Origin of the sequence: Deinococcus roseus (assembly GCF_014646895.1) — a bacterium.
In the GTDB taxonomy this organism is placed as follows: Bacteria; Deinococcota; Deinococci; order Deinococcales; family Deinococcaceae; genus Deinococcus_C; species Deinococcus_C roseus.
Genome location: NZ_BMOD01000013.1, coordinates 80,694 through 96,787 on the forward strand (window position 1 = coordinate 80,694; position 16,094 = coordinate 96,787).

The window sequence follows — 16,094 nt, forward strand, 5'->3', positions numbered from 1 at the left end:
TGTGCCAGTCAGGTGGTCCGGCGCACCTGCAATTCAGGCTTGAACTGCACACTGCGGATGGGAAGCTCAGGGTCCTGAATGCGGTCCATCAGCAGGCGGGTCACCATGCGCCCCATCTCCTCCACAGGCTGCCGGAGGGTGGTGAGGCCCAGACTTTGCGCCTGTTTCTCGTCATCAAAGCCCACCACCCGCACCTCTTCTCCCAGGGTGAGGCCCGCCAGTTTCACTTCTTCCAGCAGACCATACGCAAAAAAATCACAGGTGGTGAACACATTGATGTTGCCTTCCCGCAGGTCCAGCACCTTGCGGGCGGCGTCACGGGCACTGTCCAGGGTGAATTCGCTGGTGAACACCTGGCTGTCCGGGAAGTCCAGTCCCGCTTCCTGCTGGGCTGCCCGAAAGCCCTTCAGGCGCTCTGCAAAAACCCCGCTGGCAAATGGGGTGTGAAAGCGCTCTTCCACATTGATCACAAATGTCTGGGCTGGGCGTTCCTGCAGGTGCTTTCCAGCGAGGTGCCCACCCAGTTCATTGTTGACCGTCACGTTGTCAAAATCAGGGGTGATGATGTCCAGCACCACTGCAGGAAGCCCCTGAATGGTGAAGAGGCTTTCATAAAGGTGGCTGGGATTCAGGGAAGCGAACACCAGACCATCGGTGTGGTAAGGCAAGGCGGAGGGGTCCTGATACCTGGACAGGCGGCGTTCCGAAAGCAAGGGGAAAATGCCAGCATCGTAATCGTAGTCTTCCAGGGTCTCATCAATGCTGTTGATCAGGCGGTTGTAAAAATCACTCCCGGTCATGGGCAGCAATAAACTGATGCTGCGCATCTTGCGGGTGCGGAAATTCTTGGCGGCCCGGTCTGGAATGTACCCCAGGTCCCGAATGCTTTGCAAAATGCGGGCTTTGGTGTCTGCGTTGATGTCTGGATGGTTGTTGATGGCCCGCGACACCGTGCTGGGTTGCACTCCGGCATGTCTGGCGACATCTTTGATGGTGAGCTTGGCCATGTTGTTTCCATGGTACGGGATGGAGCCTCATTCAGGCTGCAAATCCAGCGCCACACTGTTCATGCAATAACGCAGCCCGCCACGGTCTCTGGGACCATCTTCAAACACGTGGCCCAGGTGGGAATGGCATCTGGCGCAACGCACTTCTGTGCGGACCATGCCATGGGAGCGGTCTTCCAGCAGTTCCACAGCTTCCGGGCGCACAGCCTCGGTGAAGCTGGGCCAGCCGCAACCCGAGTGGTATTTGCTGGTACTTTCAAAGAGCACGTTGCCGCAAGCCGCGCAGCGGTACACTCCGTTGATGTCCGTGTTGACGTATTTTCCGGTGAACGCCCTTTCGGTTCCAGCCTGACGCAGCACCCGGAATTGCTCGGGGGTGAGCTTTTGCTGCCATTCGGCCTCGGTGGTGGGCAGGGTTTGCAGGTCATCGTTCTGGTTCATGGTTTCCTTTCTGATGCTCTCTGGCAGTGTGCCTCAAAAAAACCTCTTCTGCTGTGGTCAAATCCACAGGTCACACACCAGAAATCAGGCTTCTCTCAAGGGCTGACCTTGCAGATCTGAAGGTCAAGTTCCTGACCGCTCAAGAACCCCTACAATGAAAGCATGCAGTCCCCTCTTTGCTGCCTTCTGTTGCCAGCTTCATCCCCCGAAGGCCACCCCTGTTCTCCTCTGCACAGGTTTCCCTCAGCAGGACAGAAATGACCCCTGGCACACACAGCCGATCAGCCAGCAGTCAGGTTCAGGGTGTACTTTCAGAAGCAGACATGCGGAGAACGTCATGCTGAGGCTTTTCTGGATCAGACACCATCTGAAGCAGGCGGTGGTGCTGCTGGAAGCCCACGACACCAACCCTGCCCTGCACCTGCATGATTTGCACAGGCATCTGGAAAACACCGCACGTGAACTGCACCCCCTGATTCCGGGTCAGAAAACCCAGCGCTTCAAACGCTGGGATCCCTGGTCGGTGCTGAACCTGCATTTCAAACTGCAACTGGTCAAAGAACGCATCTCGCAGGCAAACCAGATGCTGCAAGGGCAACCCATCACCGAGCACCTGCTGCTGGCTTACGGCCTGCTGCTGGAAGTGCATGTGCTGCTGCAAGACACCGCTGCCTGACCCTCCATCAGCGCCGGACCTGCTCGGGCGGATACGCTTCCAGCAAAGCCGAAATCACCACCTGCAAGGTGGGCAGGCTGGAACGTCTGGGCAACACCAGCACCGAGATGGTTCGGGGCAAGGGAGCTGGCAAAGGCGAGGTTTCCAGGTTGTCGGGCAGGTGGGGAATCGCCAGACCCGGCAGCAAAGTGATGCCCAGGTCATGTTCCGCCATGGCCAGCAGCACCGTGTCGTCCTGAAATTGCTGGATCCGCACATCTGAGATCCCATGCTGCTCGAAGAAATCCTCGATCATCACCAGGGTTTGCGGAGCCCCCCCGTTCATCAGGAAATTCTGCCCGTGGTAATCCTGCCAACTGCGGGGTTTCTGCTGGCGGGTACGGGCATAAATCGCCAGCCATTCATCGTGAAAAATGGGCCAGGACAGCAATGAGGCCTGGGGGGGATGGGTCAGCAGGCCGATGTCTGCTTCTCCGCGCATCAGCATGGCCTCTCCTGCAGAAGCGTGGCTCTCAGATTCCAGCACCACCACATTCAGGCGCGGATGGTCGTGCCTGAGGCGCACCAGCACCGGAGGCAGCAATTTGGAGGCCACGCTGCGCAGGGAAACAATCCGCACCGTGCCGGTCAGTTCTTGCGGGTCTTCCACAGCACGGGTGAGGTCTTCCACGGCCAGCAAAGCAATGCGGGCATGTTCCAGGGCACGTGACCCTGCCTCTGTGAGGGTGATCCCGCTGCGGCTGCGGTGCAAAAGCGAGCATTTCAGGTGTTTTTCCAGCGTCTGCACGGCCTCACTGAGGCTGCTCTGGGACATGCCCGTGCGGGCCGCAGCTTCATTGAAACTGCCTGCATCACTGACCGCCACGAAACACTGGAGCTGGGAAAGGGTGGGTCTGGGGGGTGCCATGGGTCATCCTGGGAAGCAAGGGAAATTTAGAGCGAAAGAGACCGATTCAGAGGTTTAGAGTCCCTCTTGCCTGAGCATACACCCCTGCTGCTCAAAGGGGCTTTGCTGGGATGGGCAGGTGGAAAAATGCCGGGGGCCGAGGGCAGAACACACCACCCCCTTTGGTTCAATTGACTCAGGTTTACAGGATTCACTGCCTCGTCTTGAACAGCACCCCGGTGGTCGGTGAAAGCCCGGAGAACAAAGGCAAACTGGCTGCCCCATAGCAGGCCGCATCAAAAGAAAGGGCTGCCTGACGCAAAGCAGAGTGCCGCACCATGCCCGTCATGCGTCTGCTCTCACTGTGTTGGCGAATCCGGGAAATCAGTTCTGCCAGCAGAGGATCGGGCAACCTGCCCCCCAGGAAGACCACTTCGGGGTTCATCAGGTTTTCCAGGGTCACAATGCCCATGGCAAGGTACTCTCCAGCCTGTTCCAGCCAGCTCAAAACCACCGGGTGCTGCTGCTCGTAAAGGGCCAGCAGGTCCTGGGGGTGCTGGACCATCAACCCAGCCTGTTCCAGCTGTCCGTAAAGGGCACCCAGCCCTGCATAGCGTTCCAGACAACCCCGACCTCCGCAACTGCAGGGCAGGCCGTCTTTTTCCACAGGAATGTGCCCGATTTCTCCGGTGTTGCCCCAGCCGCCATGGTAAGGCTGGTTGCCCAGCAGCATCCCCCCTCCAATGCCCAGCCCGAAGTAGATGTAAAAGAAATCCTGGTGTTCCCGTCCGGCCCCATACCAGCGTTCCCCAATGGCGGCAGCGGTGGCGTCATTTTCCAGAAACAGGGGAAGCTGAAAGTGCTGCTGCAGTTCTTCCCGGAAAGCAAAACCATCCCAGCCAGGAAAATTTGCTGGAGAGAGCAGCAAGCCCCGTTCGCTTTCCACCGGGGCAGGCAGGGCCATTCCCACTCCCCAGATGCGCTGTGCATCCACGCCAGGCAGGGTTTTGAACATCTGCACCATCTCCAGCAAGAGGGGAACCGTGCTGTGGGGGTGCGGGTATTTGATGTCGTGCACCACCCGGTGCCGCACCTGTCCTGAGAGGTCCAGGATCAATCCCATCACGTGGTCGCGGTCCAGATGCAGGCCAATGGAGTAAGCACCATCTGGTCGGAGTTGCAACTGCACCGAGGGCTGTCCTCTGCCCCCATGTTTCTTGCCCAGGACTTCCACGATGCCCTGGTCTGCAAGCTCGGCCACGATGTTGGAAACGGCCTGCAGGGTCAGTCCGGTCTTTCTGGCAATGTCTGCTCTGGACAGCGGGTGATGCAAACGAATGGCTTCCAGCACCACCCGGCGGTTGTGAAGGCGGGCATGTTCAATGTTGGTGCCTGACAGCATGGGCTTATTTTATGGCATGGACCAGATGCATAAGCGGGTGTTTCTTGTAGAGGGTTTTTAAAGAGGCTTCTGAAAAACCATCTCCAGATACACACCGATCCTGACCCGTGCAGTCCACAGCCTCACTCCCAGATGCTGGCCAGGTCCCACACCTTCAGTTCCCAGCTGGCATCCCCCTGGGCGAAGATCTTGCTGTACACGCTGGATTCCAGGGTTGGGTAAATGCGACTGGTCAGGCACACCCTTTCATTGGCGTAGATTTCCAGCACGCTCCCATCGATGAAGATCCTGAGTTGCAGTTTTTCAGCAGGTCTCAGGTACAGCGGCACAGACTGGTTCTGGCGGGAGGTTTTGGGATTCAGGGAACACCTGGAGCGGTCCAGGGTGAGCTTGCGGGCCAGCGGGTCATACATCAGGCGGGTTTCCTCGCTGCCATCTGGCGCGGTCAGCAGGCAAATCCCAACGGGTTTCTGGTCCTGCAGGTCAAAGGTCACCTCGATTTCACTGTGGGTGGCTTTAAATTGGGACCGGGGGTTGCTGTCTCCTGCCCGCACAAGTCCCGAAAAGCTGCGTTCCTGCTGCCTGAGTTTTTGCAGTTCAGGCACCGGGCTGAGGGTCAGGTGGCCCTGGTCGTCCAGGTCCAGCATGCGGGGCAAAGACATCACTCCGGCCCATCCAGCAGCCTGCATGAGGTCCCGATCACGCTGTTCATCAATCCAGCCCCAGTTGATGTAACGACCCAGATGGTCCTGACAGGTCAGGTGGGCATAGCTGCTGGAATCCCTGTCCAGATCATCGTCCCACTCTGGATGAAATCTGCCTTCCTGGAAGGTGCCCACAAAAACATGCACTTTCAGCTTGGGCCACACCGACACGATCAGGATCCACTTCTCGCCGATCTGGAAGAAATTGGGGCACTCCCACATTGAACCGTACTTGCGGTGGGGGGCACGGAACAGTTCGCCCAGGTACAGCCAGCTTTCGTCGGGTTCTCTGGCGTACAGCAAAGCTGATCCCAGTTCCGAATCGATGGAGGCCCCCACCAGCATGTACACCATGCCCTGGTGCCTGAACACCCAGGGGTCCCGGAAGTCGTTCGGTCCAACCCCTTCAGGAGCATGGGGCAGGATGGGGTTGTGTTTGTTTTTCTCCCAGTGGATCAGGTCCAGGCTGCTGGCGGTGCACTGGGTCTGGCGGTCAAAGTGGTAGCCGGTGTAATACAGGGTGTGTTTGCCTTTTTCGCTGAAGAGGGTGCCAGAGAAACACCCGTCTTCATCGAAACTGCCCGGGGTGGGTGCAATGGCGTGTGGCAAATCTTCCCAGTGCAGCAAATCCCTGCTTCTGGCGTGTCCCCAGGTCATGTTGCCCCAGGTGGGGTCCGTGGGGTTGTGCTGGTAAAAAATGTGGTATTCCCCATCGATGCAGGACACCCCGTTGGGATCGTTCATCCAGTTGTGGGGGGGCATGAAGTGGTAGCGGGGCCGGAAACGGTCTCCCTGAAAACTTTTGCGGATGTTTAACGCATCTTGCACATCGAAGGTCATCTGGGTCATGCTCATCCTTTCAGGCCGTTGGTGGCCACACTTTTCACGAACCACTTCTGGAACATCAGAAACACCAGCAACATCGGCAGGGTGATCAGGCTGGTGTAGGCCAGCACCTGTCCCCACTGGGTGGTGCGTCCGAAGAACTCCTGAATGCCCGGTTGCAGGGGTCTGGCTGCGGTGCTCTGCACGGTCATGATCGGCCAGAGGTACTGGTTCCACATCGCCAGGAAGCCCAGAATCGCGCAGGTGGCCACCACCGGACGGGCAATGGGCATCACGATCTTCCAGTAAATCTGCCAGGGGGTGGCTCCGTCGATGGAGGCGGCCTCGTCCAGTTCACGGGGGATGTCCAGGAAGAACTGGTAGAACAGAAAGATGTTGAAGGCACTGGCCACAAAAGGCACGATCTGCACGGTTTGGGTGTTCAGCCAGGTGCCCGAGAAGTTGATGCCGTCTGCGCCAATGTGAAGCACCGGGAATTTGCTGACCAGCAGCAGCAGGGGAATCGCAATGGCATCGAAGGGCACGATCATCAGGGCAATCACAAAACCCAGAATCAGGGTGCGGCCTTTCCAGCGCAGCCTTGCCAGCGCAAATGCAGCCATGCTGTTGACCAGAATGGAGAGCACCACCGTCACCCCGGAAACGATCAGGGAGTTCTTGAAGTACAGCAGGATGTTTCCCCGCTCAAAAATGTAGGCAAAATTGTCCAGGCTGACGTTGCCCACAGGCAGAAAGGCTTTTAAAGAACGCAAATCGGAAAAGATGCCAGGGTTGTCCTTGAAACTGGACACCACCATGAACAGCACCGGAAAAATGAACAGGAAACTGAAGAAGATCAGGATCAGATAGGTCAGCAGGGCTGCTGTTCTTTTGCCTGCTTTTCTGGAGGGGGTGTGGGTGGTCTGGGTGGTGAGGCTCATCTCTGGCCTCCCATGCTCAGGCGGCGCTGCACCAGGGCAATCAGCAGCACCAGCACAAAAAGCACCACCGAAATGGTCGAGCCATACGCAATGTCCTGCTCCTGGTACCCGGACCTCACCGCGTGCATCATCACCGTGACGGTGCTGTTGTTGGGGCCTCCCTGGGTCATCACATCCACCTGGGTGAACAAACCCAGGGCCCCGATGGTGGTGGTGGTCAGCACAAAATTCAGGGTGTTTCTGAGGCCGGGCAGCGTGATGAACCGGAATTTCTGCCAGCCACCTGCACCATCGAGTTCTGCAGCTTCATAAAGTTCTTCGGGAATGCTTTGCAGGCCCGCCAGAAAAACCACCATCTGAAACCCCATCCCCTGCCATGCAGACATGATCACGATGGAGAGCAGGGCAATTTTTTCCTCTCCCAGCCAGTCAATGGGTGCAATGTGCCCGAAAGAGAGGGCAGAGAGCATCTGGTTGATCAGGCCCACCTGACGGTCGTACAGAAAAGTCCACACGATGGCAATCACCACCATGGAGGTCACCACCGGAGAGAAAAAGATGGTGCGAAACACCTGCATGCCGGGCAGTTTCTGGTTGATCAGAAAGGCCAGCAGCAGGGCAATGCCGCACTGCAAGGGCACCACCATCAGGGAGAATTTGAGGATGTTCAGCAAACCGATCCAGAAGATGGGGTCCTTGGCAACCACAGCGGTGCGCTGCCCGAACAGGGAAACCGTGAACAGTTCCTTGAATTCCCTTAGATTTTCATCTGAGCGCAGCACACTGCGGATTCTGGGGTAGGTGGGCTGTCCGGTTTCGTCCAGCAGGATTTTTCCGGCTTCGTCTTTTTCGGGTTGCAGGGTCAGCATGCGCACGCTGAGCAGGCGGTCATAATTCCTGAAGCCCACAAATTCGGTGGGGTTGGGAGACATCAGGCGCTGGTTGGAAAAACTGAACAGGATGGCCAGCAAAAACGGCAGCACGATGAAAACAAAGAGGCCCAGCAGTGCAGGCGCAGACATCCAGAGGGCAGATTTGAAGTCTGGAAAGGAATTTTTCTTTCTGGGTTTTGTGGGGTGCACATTTGTGCTCTCAAAAGTGGGGGTGGTCATGGCTCCTCCTGAAAGGTGGGGTGGGGAGGCCCCACCCTTCTGGCTGTCAAAATCTGCCCATCAAAATCGGGCTGTCACGGGCTTCAATTCAGGCCGTAACCCTTGTTGTCTTTGATGTTGCGCTCGATCAGGTCCACGGCGTCATCCAGGGTGTCCTGCACGTTGGCTCCCTGCACAATGGCCCGCATGGCTTTTTCAAAGGTGCTGGTGACAAAGGGATAACCGGGGGTGGCTGGGCGGCTGACCGCAAAGCGCTTGCTGAATTCGTAGTAGAAGCGGGCCTTGCCTTTGCTGTTGTAGTCCTTTGTGAGGGGCGCAGCTCCGGTGGTGGTGGGAATCAGGCTGGTCTTGTCGCTCATGGTGGCCACCTCTTTTGGAGACATCATGAAGTTGATGTAGGCCGCTGCACCTTCGGGATTTTTGCAACTGGTGGAAATGCCCCACTGCCAGCTTGCCGCCCCAATTTTGGGTCCCTTCCCGAAGTTGGGTGGAGGAAGCACCACAAGGTCGCTCCCCCATTTTTTGGAGAAGTCCGAGAAAGCCCAGCTTCCGGTGTAGTCCAGCGGCACCCGTCCGAGCAGGAACGCCTGATCGTCTGCGGGTTTCTTGTTGGCGTAGCCTTTTGCAAAAAGACCCTGGAACCACTGCCCGAATTTCACTGCAGCAGGGCCGTTCAGGGTGCCTTCTGCTTCGGTGAGGTCTTTGGGGTTCAGCAAATCTCCGCCGAAAGACTGCAACCAGGGAGAGAAAGCGTAGGTCCACCATTCGCCGTCATAGCCGTTGTGGATTTCGATGGGATATTCCCAGTCTCCAGAGGCTTTGAGGGTGGAGAGTGCAGCGTTGAATTCTTCCAGGGTCCAGGGTTTTGCAGCACTGGGAATGCGTATTCCGGCTTTGCTGAGGGCGGATTTTCTGGCAAAAATGCCCAGGGCCACATCGAATTGCCCCACCGAGTAGAGTTTGCCTCTGAATTCTCCTTTGCCTCCTGCGTTGATGGTCTTTTTGAGCCTGGCATCCAGGTAAGCATCCAGGGGCCGGATGTACCCCGACCATGCAAAGTTGGGCACGGTGGGTTGGTCCATGTCGAAAATGCAGGGCAGGTTGTTGGCCAGTGCTGCTGCAGTGATCGCCTGGGTGTAGGAGCCTTTGGGGAGGCTCTCGTAGACCACTTTGTATTTGCTCTGAGAGGCGTTGAAGCGCTCAATGGCGGCTTTGTTGGCATTCACCTCATCGTCACCGGTTTCATGCCGCCACATGTTGATGGTGACAGGTTCAGCGTAAGCGCTCACGGAAAAGCCGAGAAAAAGCAGGGCCGACAGCAACGTTCTGTTCATCTTTTGCTCCTTTGGATGGATCGAAATTGTTTCTGGGGAAAGGGACAGGCCAGCCAGACCTGCAAAACGCAGGTTCAGCAAGGTAAGGGCAGCAGGTGAAGTTCAGCGCACAAAGCTGGTGGATTTCCGCAGCACCAGCGAGGCAGGCATGCGCCGCACCCGTGCCGTGTGCACTTCGGGATGGTCCAGATGGTCGAACAGCAAATTCGCTGCGTGCTCTCCCATTTCATAGGCAGGCTGGGTGATCACCGTGAGCGGCGGATCCATCAGCAGGTGGTAACGGGAATCGTCAAAACCCACGATGGAGAGGTCCTGCGGAACCTTCAGGCCCACATCTTTGACGGCCCGCATCATGCCCAGGGTCATGTCTCCATTGGTGGCGATCATGGCGGTGAAAGGGCACTCCAGGCGGTTGTCCAGCAAATCACGGGCGGCGCGGTAGCCTCCGGCCTCGGTGAATTCCTCGCGCACCATCAGGCTGGGGTCGATGGGGAGGTGCAGGGCACGCAAAGAATCCAGGTAGCCCTGCCTGCGCTCGAAACTGACGGTCATGGGGTCCTTGCCCACCAGCAGCGCAATGCGGGTGTGCCCGAGTTCCACCAGGTGCTCGATGCCCTGGCGCATGGCCTGCTTGTTGTCCAGCAGTACGGCATGCAGCCCGACCTCCACATCACGGTCCAGCGTGACCAGTGGGAATTTCTGGGCCAGGGTCTGGATCAAAGAGAGGTTGCTGGTGGTGGGGGTGGCCACCACGCCCACCGGGGCCAGCGCCGAGAGGATCTGCAGGTACTGTTCCTCCCGGAAGCCATCTGGCGGCGAGGGATGCGTGACCAGCAGGTGGTTGTGGCGCAGGGCAGCTTCGTGCAGGCCCTGTGCAAGTCTTGCATGGAATTCCAGGGTGGGGGTGTCGGTCAGGTGGGCCACCACCTGGGTTTTTGCGCCCCGCACAGAGCGGGCCAGCACGGGAAGTTGGTAGCCCAGTTGTTCTGCAACACGGGCAATCCTCAGGCGGGTGTCGTCTGAGATGAGTTCGCTGCCAGCCAGTGCCCTGGATACGGTGGACTCGGAAACCCCCACCTTGCGGGCAATGTCGGCCAGGGTGGCCCTTTTGGTCATGAACAATCTCTCCTTTGAAGTGATCTCAGCATACCCATCTCTGCAAGAATTGTCAAGCTTTATGCATGAAGAATTCTTCGTTCTGGATGAAAAATCCCTGTTTACACCCTGTGCATTTTATGCAAGAAATTGCAGAGATGCAAGAAACTTTTTGCCAGACGCTGGAATTGCAGGGTGGACCTGCCAGAAGGCCGTCCACCCCAACACAGTCCCCTGCAGCAGGGCCTTTTACTTCTTCCAGATGGATTTCAGCTCGTAGACCTCCAGGTTTTTCACCACAGCGTCCCCTCCGGTGCTGAACAGTTCCAGGCCGTCACTGCTGGGGCTCGATAAGGTCAGGTCACTGAACACCACCTTGCCGTCTTCAGCAAAAACCTCAATCGAGGAGGTGTCCAGCAAAATGTGCAGCTTGAGGGTGCTGCCCACATCTTTCAGCGGCGCAGCGTGCACTTCCGGGAAACCGATGTTGAAGCTCCCCTCCCCTGCTTTTGAGCGGTCCAGACTGATGCGTTCTGCCAGTGGGCTGTAAGACACCACGGTTTCCTCTTTGCTGGACTGGTGCAGTTTCAGGCCCACATTCTGCAGGGAAGCGGTTTCCACTTCCAGCAGCACCTCCAGAGATTTCCCACGCACCGCAGCAGACATCAGGCGCTCGTTGACCTTTGAAACCAGGAGGTTCTGCACCGAAAATCTGGCCCCACGCTGGTTTTTGAGGGCCTCGATGGGTTCCTGAAACAGCCGCACACCTTCCGGGGTGGTTTTCAGGGACAGTTTGCGCGGGAAGGACTGGGCGTTTCTCCAGGGATAGGTGGGGAGTTGCCCTGCGTACTGCCAGTTGCTCAGCCAGCCAATCCAGATTTTGTCGTCTGTGGGCAAGTTGCTGTAGGTCACACCAGCGTAGAAGTCCTTGCCAAAATCGGCCCAGAGGGTCTTGAATTCCATGTCGTTGACCACGGCCTCGGTGAATTTGATGTGGTCGATCAGAATGTGACCCCAGCCTCCAGTGTGGGAATCCACGATCTGCAGGCGGGCTTTCTTGCCTTTGAACTCTGCCACATCGAAGAACTTGCTGCGCAGGGCCTCGGAGTCCTGCCCGGTGGCACTTCGCACCACTTTGCCGTCGATGATCAGGTTGAAGGCCGTTTCACCAGGATGGTTCCCCCCACCGATCAGGAAGGTGATGAAAGGCTTGTTGAGCGTAAACTCCGGGCTGGTGAGGGTTCCGGTGCCCTGGTCAAAATTCAGGAAGGTGTTGACCAGACCTGAGCCTTTGAAGCCCGTCACAGGGCTCTGTCCGGTCAGGGAACCGTGGGCTGGACCTGTTCCGAAAGCGTCCCCGGTTTTCTCCCAGCCGCCATAATCTGCGCCTTCAAAGTCCGCAAAAACTTCTCCTGCAGGCTCAGTCACCGCGGGAAGGGGATCGGGGGTAAAGGTGGTGCCGTTGAAATCCCCAGGGAAATACTGCATCCCAGAGCCCCCATACAGCGAGCCGCCGTTGACGCTGACCACCATCACCCATTTTTTCTTGCTGCTGTTGCCATCCACTGGAAGCTGGATCAGGTCGGGGACCTCCCACACGTCGCCTTCAGAACCCAGAGGACCAAAATCGCTGAGGAACGTCCAGGTTTTGAGGTCTTTGGAGCCGTAAATGGCCACCTTGTGTTCTCTGGCTTTGGCAAACACCATGATCCACTGATTGCTTTCGGCATGCCAGAACACCTTGGGGTCACGGGATTCGGTGCTGCCAATGTTCAGCACAGGATCCTTGCCATAGCGCGTCCAGGTGCGCCCTCTGTCCACAGAGGAGGCCAGGTACTGCGACTGGTTGTTGGTGCTCTTGTTCCATCCGGTGAAAATGGCCACCAGTGGGGGTTTTGCTGCGGTCCCCAGACCGGAGGTGTTGTCTCTGTCGTAAACGGCAGCCCCCGAGAAAATGGCGATGTCCTCTGCTTCGGGGATGGCCACGGGGAGTTCTTCCCAGTGCACCAGATCCTTTGAAACGGCATGCCCCCAGCTCATGTGGCCCCAGACGTTGCCGTAAGGGTTGTGCTGGAAGAACAGGTGGTATTCCCCATCCAGGTACACCAGACCGTTGGGGTCGTTCATCCAGTTGCGTTGAGGGGTGAAATGAACCTGGGGCCGCCACTGCTCATCGTAGGTGGCTCTGGGCAAAGGAAACGTGTTTCCGGGCTGGGCGATGGTGGCACAGCTGCCCAGGGTCAGGGAAAGCAGGGCCGTCAGGAGGGGGAGGTGGGGTTTTCTGTTCATGGGACCTTTCCTGGCTCAACACCTCAGAGACCCAGGGACTTGCCCTGTGCCTGTGGAAATGCAGCACAACAGCAGACCTCCCAGCAGCCTGATCAGAATTTCAGGTCTGGAATGTAGAAAGCAGCCTTGTGCCTTTTGAAAGGGTGGGAATGTAGAGCCTTGCTTAGAGGATACGGATCGGGGGCAACGTTGTCAACACTCTTGCATGCAAGAAATGAAAGAAGATGCATTGATGGATCAGGGCTTCATATGGATTATTATCGTTTGAATTGGAAATTTCCCAGAGACCAAGCAACGTCCCTGTGAGCCGTTTTGAAATTTTATGCAAGAAATTGCATTGATTGGGTGTGTTTGGGCAGGGATGCACTTTTGCATCCCTGCCTTTCCCGAGGGGTGATTCTGGAGGATCAGAAAGATGAATTGTTGTTCCAGAGGGGGTTTTGACAGTAGGGTGAGCCTTTTACGACTGCGTTCAACATTTCTTCCGCAGGGCGCAGCACGCTGCGCCCCTACAGTCTCGTTCAAGGTTTCTGTTTTTGGCTCAGCCAAAATTGCTCAGCTTCACATAATTGCTGTCCACCAGGGCCCCCACCCTGCAGCCCACCAGGTTCGGATCCGCAATCTCCAGCGTTCCGGTCAGGCGAGCAACATTGGCCCCGCCTGAGGTCACGATGTTGTAAAGCTGCCGGTCATAGATGATCTTGATGGTTTTGGGGGCAGCAAGCGCATACGCATACACGCTGAGTTCTGGCCGCAGCACTTTGTTGGAAGCCGTCACGGTGATGGGGTTCTCGGTGGTGCCTTTGATGGTGGCTTTCTGGGCAAAGGTGTCGGACTGGTCCCGCACCTGCACCTTGATGTCCCGCAGCGTGACGCTGAAACTGGCCGGAAGGGTCAGGCAGGAGGCGTTCACCGTGACCTTGCTGATCACAATGCCCACCTCAACGGTGTTGGGGGCAGGACTCTGGGCCACGTAATCCCCGAAAGGTGCAGCTGTGTAATCCAGAATGTTGCCGGGTCTGGTCTGGATGGCCGTCTGGTTGATGCCCAGCGGGTTGTCCTGCAAGGTTTGCGGGGGAATGAGGGCACCTGCCAGATTGGAGCAGGACACCAGACCACCCGCGACCAGACACAACAAAGACCATTTGGGATTGAACGTTTGAATCTTGGACATGCATTTCCTTTCCGTGCTTCAGGGCAGATCTCAGGGGTTCCAGATGGTTTTCAGTTCGTACACTTCCAGGTTCTTGACCAGCGGATCTCCGCTGCTGCTGTACAGCTCGAAACCATCGCTGCTGGGGCTGGAGAGCAGCAAATCCGTGAACACCAATTTGCCATCCTGGGCAAAGACTTCAATCGAGGAGGTGTCCAGCACCACACGCAGTTTCAGGGTTCCGGTGTTGCGCAAAGTGGCCACATGCACCTCTGAAAGGCCCGGATCGAAACTGGAATCCCCGGATTTCTGGTGGTCCAGAGAGAGCTTCTGGGTGATGGGGTTGTACTGCAGCACGGTTTCCTCAAAAGCAGAGGTGTGCATTTTCAGCCCGATGCTGCCGGGTCCGGTGGTGTCCACTTCCAGCAGCACTTCCAGGGTTTTGCCCCTGACCCCTGCAGCCGTGAGGTTCTGTCTCATCTGCGAGAGGGGCAAATTGGTGAACTTTAGGCTGGCGGCATGCTGGGTGGTCAGGGCCGCCACAGGTTCCTGATGCAAACGGATGCCGTCTGGTGTGGTCTTGAGGGTCAGCTTGCGGGGCAAAGTCATGGCACTGCGCCAGGGGTAGGTGGGCACCTTCTCGGCGTACTGCCAGTTGCTCATCCAGCCGATCCACACCTTGTCTCCAGTGGGGTGGTTGTCAAAGGTGGAGGCCGCGTAAAAATCCCGTCCGAAATCCGCCCACAGCACCCGGTTGTCGTTCTCCGTAAAAGCATTGTCCGAGAACACAATCTGGTCGATGTTGATGTGGCCCCACTGTCCGGTGTGGGTGTCCACAATTTGCAGTCTGGCGGTCTTGCCTTGCAGGGCCGTGACATCAAAGGCGTTCCAGCGCAGCAGTTCCTCATTCTGTCCGGTGGCACTGCGCACCACTTTGCCATCCACAATCAAATTGAAAGCCGTTTCTCCAGGGTGGTTTCCCCCGCCAATCAGGAAGGAAATGTAAGGTTTGCCAATCACAAAATCCGGGCTGGTGAGGGTTCCGGTGGTGCTGTCTCCGTTCAAAAAGGTGTTGACCAGTCTGCTGCCCCTGTAGCCTGTGACCACCTGTTGATCGGGCAGGGTGCCCTGGGCTGGCCCCGCACCGAAAGCATTTCCGGTGACCGTCCAGCTTCCATAGGTGCTGCCCTCAAAGTCCTGGTACAGCACCCCTCCGGGTTCATTCACGGCAGGCAGGGGGTCAGGGGTGAAGGTGACCCCATTGAAATTCCCCAGGAAATACTGCATCCCAGAGCCACCCCACAGCGTTCCTCCGTTGATGCTCAGCAGCAAGGCCCACTTCTGGTTGGCGGTGTTGCCATCGATGGGGAGTTGCACCAGATCAGGAACCTCCCAGAGTTGACCCGGTGCTGTGCCTGCACCCAGCGGTCCAAAGTCGCTCAGGTAAGTCCAGTTTTTGAGGTTGGTGGAACCATAAATTGCGACCTTGTGGTCGGTGGCCCGTGCGAAAACCATGATCCACTTGCTGGTGGCGGCATGCCAGAAGACCTTGGGGTCGCGGGATTCGGTGCTGCCAATGTCCAGCACCGGAGCCGTGCCATAGCGGGTCCAGGTGCGCCCCTGGTCCAGCGAGTACGCCGCATACTGCGACTGGTTGTTGTTGGATTTGTTCCAGCCCGTGAAGAGTGCCACCAGTGGCGGGTTTGCAGTGGTGCCAAACCCGGAGGTGTTGTTTCTGTCATACACCACCGACCCAGAGAAAATGGCGATGTCTGGAGCTTCAGGAATGGCAATGGGCAATTCTTCCCAATGGATCAGGTCACGTGAAACCGCATGCCCCCAGCTCATGTGGCCCCATTTGATGCCCTGCGGATTGTACTGGTAAAAGAGGTGGTATTCCCCATTCAGGTAGACCATGCCGTTGGGGTCGTTCATCCAGTTGCGTTGCGGGGTGTAATGCAGCTTTGGACGCCACTGTTCGTTGTAACTGGCATTTGGCGGCTGAAATCCACCCGGTGGGGGCACCGACACCGAAGAGCAGGCGGTGAGGGTCAGGCCAAGGGTGAGCAACAAACTTGCGGCAATGGGTTTCACAGTCATCAGGTTTCCTTTCGTGTAAGACAGCCAGAGGATGACGAAAGAGGCACCTGTGGGCCTTTCATCCACGACCCACGGGTGGTGGCCTTTTGGATCTTGGAAGATCAGGCCAGAAATTCAGGTTGTAAGGGT

The 16,094-nt window shown here is 57.4% G+C and carries 13 protein-coding genes; 1 reads left to right on the top strand and 12 read right to left on the bottom strand.

What is annotated here, in order from left to right; translation table 11 throughout:
* Positions 1–8: 8 nt before the first annotated feature.
* Positions 9–1,007, bottom strand: coding sequence for a LacI family DNA-binding transcriptional regulator (locus IEY52_RS16030; RefSeq protein WP_189004130.1), 999 nt, complete (start codon positions 1,005–1,007; stop codon positions 9–11).
* A gap of 27 nt (positions 1,008–1,034) precedes the next feature.
* A complete protein-coding gene (msrB, locus tag IEY52_RS16035) occupies positions 1,035–1,448 on the bottom strand; it encodes a peptide-methionine (R)-S-oxide reductase MsrB (protein ID WP_189004132.1) in 414 nt (137 codons plus the stop codon).
* 337 nt (positions 1,449–1,785) lie between these two features.
* Between msrB and IEY52_RS16040 the strand changes: the two genes are divergently transcribed.
* Positions 1,786–2,124 (top strand): hypothetical protein, encoded by a 339-nt coding sequence (locus IEY52_RS16040; protein ID WP_189004134.1) that lies wholly within the window; start codon positions 1,786–1,788, stop codon positions 2,122–2,124.
* A 7-nt stretch (positions 2,125–2,131) separates the two neighbouring features.
* Here the strand turns inward: IEY52_RS16040 and IEY52_RS16045 are convergent, their stop codons facing one another.
* From IEY52_RS16045 to IEY52_RS16090, 10 genes are all read right to left on the bottom strand, one after another.
* Positions 2,132–3,031, bottom strand: a complete 900-nt coding sequence (locus IEY52_RS16045; RefSeq protein WP_189004136.1) for a LysR family transcriptional regulator — start codon at positions 3,029–3,031, stop codon at positions 2,132–2,134.
* A 190-nt stretch (positions 3,032–3,221) separates the two neighbouring features.
* Entirely contained in the window at positions 3,222–4,412 is a 1,191-nt protein-coding gene (locus tag IEY52_RS16050) for an ROK family transcriptional regulator (protein ID WP_189004138.1), read from the bottom strand.
* A 122-nt stretch (positions 4,413–4,534) separates the two neighbouring features.
* Positions 4,535–5,965 (bottom strand): glycoside hydrolase family 32 protein, encoded by a 1,431-nt coding sequence (locus tag IEY52_RS16055; RefSeq protein ID WP_189004140.1) that lies wholly within the window; start codon positions 5,963–5,965, stop codon positions 4,535–4,537.
* A 2-nt stretch (positions 5,966–5,967) separates the two neighbouring features.
* Entirely contained in the window at positions 5,968–6,882 is a 915-nt protein-coding gene (locus IEY52_RS16060; protein WP_189004142.1) for a carbohydrate ABC transporter permease, read from the bottom strand.
* Positions 6,879–7,994 (bottom strand): carbohydrate ABC transporter permease, encoded by a 1,116-nt coding sequence (locus IEY52_RS16065; RefSeq protein ID WP_229684845.1) that lies wholly within the window; start codon positions 7,992–7,994, stop codon positions 6,879–6,881. Before IEY52_RS16065 ends, IEY52_RS16060 begins: the two co-directional genes overlap by 4 nt.
* Positions 7,995–8,077: 83 nt before the next feature.
* Positions 8,078–9,328, bottom strand: a complete 1,251-nt coding sequence (locus IEY52_RS16070) for an ABC transporter substrate-binding protein (RefSeq protein WP_189004144.1) — start codon at positions 9,326–9,328, stop codon at positions 8,078–8,080.
* A gap of 102 nt (positions 9,329–9,430) precedes the next feature.
* Entirely contained in the window at positions 9,431–10,444 is a 1,014-nt protein-coding gene (locus tag IEY52_RS16075) for a LacI family DNA-binding transcriptional regulator (RefSeq protein WP_189004146.1), read from the bottom strand.
* A 228-nt stretch (positions 10,445–10,672) separates the two neighbouring features.
* A complete protein-coding gene (locus IEY52_RS16080; protein WP_189004148.1) occupies positions 10,673–12,712 on the bottom strand; it encodes a glycoside hydrolase family 32 protein in 2,040 nt (679 codons plus the stop codon).
* 541 nt (positions 12,713–13,253) lie between these two features.
* On the bottom strand, positions 13,254–13,886 hold the full coding sequence (locus IEY52_RS16085; protein ID WP_189004151.1) for a hypothetical protein: 633 nt from the start codon (positions 13,884–13,886) through the stop codon (positions 13,254–13,256).
* Positions 13,887–13,916: 30 nt separating this feature from the next.
* On the bottom strand, positions 13,917–15,965 hold the full coding sequence (locus tag IEY52_RS16090; protein WP_189004153.1) for a glycoside hydrolase family 32 protein: 2,049 nt from the start codon (positions 15,963–15,965) through the stop codon (positions 13,917–13,919).
* Positions 15,966–16,094: the final 129 nt, after the last annotated feature.

Coding starts and splice junctions, on each gene's coding strand:
- IEY52_RS16030 (WP_189004130.1), bottom strand. CDS start 1,007: ATGGCCAAGCTCACCATCAAAGATGTCGCCAGACATGCCGGAGTGCAA.
- msrB (WP_189004132.1), bottom strand. CDS start 1,448: ATGAACCAGAACGATGACCTGCAAACCCTGCCCACCACCGAGGCCGAA.
- IEY52_RS16040 (WP_189004134.1), top strand. CDS start 1,786: ATGCTGAGGCTTTTCTGGATCAGACACCATCTGAAGCAGGCGGTGGTG.
- IEY52_RS16045 (WP_189004136.1), bottom strand. CDS start 3,031: ATGGCACCCCCCAGACCCACCCTTTCCCAGCTCCAGTGTTTCGTGGCG.
- IEY52_RS16050 (WP_189004138.1), bottom strand. CDS start 4,412: ATGCTGTCAGGCACCAACATTGAACATGCCCGCCTTCACAACCGCCGG.
- IEY52_RS16055 (WP_189004140.1), bottom strand. CDS start 5,965: ATGACCCAGATGACCTTCGATGTGCAAGATGCGTTAAACATCCGCAAA.
- IEY52_RS16060 (WP_189004142.1), bottom strand. CDS start 6,882: ATGAGCCTCACCACCCAGACCACCCACACCCCCTCCAGAAAAGCAGGC.
- IEY52_RS16065 (WP_229684845.1), bottom strand. CDS start 7,994: ATGACCACCCCCACTTTTGAGAGCACAAATGTGCACCCCACAAAACCC.
- IEY52_RS16070 (WP_189004144.1), bottom strand. CDS start 9,328: ATGAACAGAACGTTGCTGTCGGCCCTGCTTTTTCTCGGCTTTTCCGTG.
- IEY52_RS16075 (WP_189004146.1), bottom strand. CDS start 10,444: ATGACCAAAAGGGCCACCCTGGCCGACATTGCCCGCAAGGTGGGGGTT.
- IEY52_RS16080 (WP_189004148.1), bottom strand. CDS start 12,712: ATGAACAGAAAACCCCACCTCCCCCTCCTGACGGCCCTGCTTTCCCTG.
- IEY52_RS16085 (WP_189004151.1), bottom strand. CDS start 13,886: ATGTCCAAGATTCAAACGTTCAATCCCAAATGGTCTTTGTTGTGTCTG.
- IEY52_RS16090 (WP_189004153.1), bottom strand. CDS start 15,965: ATGACTGTGAAACCCATTGCCGCAAGTTTGTTGCTCACCCTTGGCCTG.